Annotated in this window: 1 protein-coding gene; it reads left to right on the forward strand. The window is 46.7% G+C overall.

The genetic code is table 11. The features are described 5' to 3' along the window. On the forward strand, positions 1-452 hold a 452-nt coding region (locus A3756_RS16975), incomplete at both ends, for a polyprenyl synthetase family protein (RefSeq protein WP_197481360.1).

A 452-nucleotide genomic window follows, 5' to 3' on the forward strand; every position in this document is an offset into this window, starting at 1 on the left:
GTGGTAAGCGTATGCGCCCCTTACTAGTCCTTCTTACCAGCAGAGCCTTAGGGGAAGCTAGTCAGGATCAATGCAAACTAGCCACTATTATCGAGTTTTTGCATACAGCCACATTATTACATGACGACGTTGTCGACACATCAAACATGCGCCGCGGGCGCTCTACTGCCAATGCCAAGTGGGGCAATGCTCCCAGCGTACTAGTCGGCGACTTTTTGTACTCGAGAGCTTTTCAAATGATGGTCGATATCGGCAGCGTTCCGGTTATGGAAGTGCTATCGAATGCAACCAATGTCATTGCCGAAGGGGAAGTTTTCCAGTTAATGAACTGCAAAAACCCTGACGTATCAGAAGAAGCCTATTTTGAAGTCATAAAAAATAAAACAGCAATGCTATTTGAGGCAGCGTCTCACTCTTCAGCTCTGCTTGCAAACGCAAGTACTGAGCAACAA

This window comes from Oleiphilus sp. HI0086, from assembly GCF_001635225.1.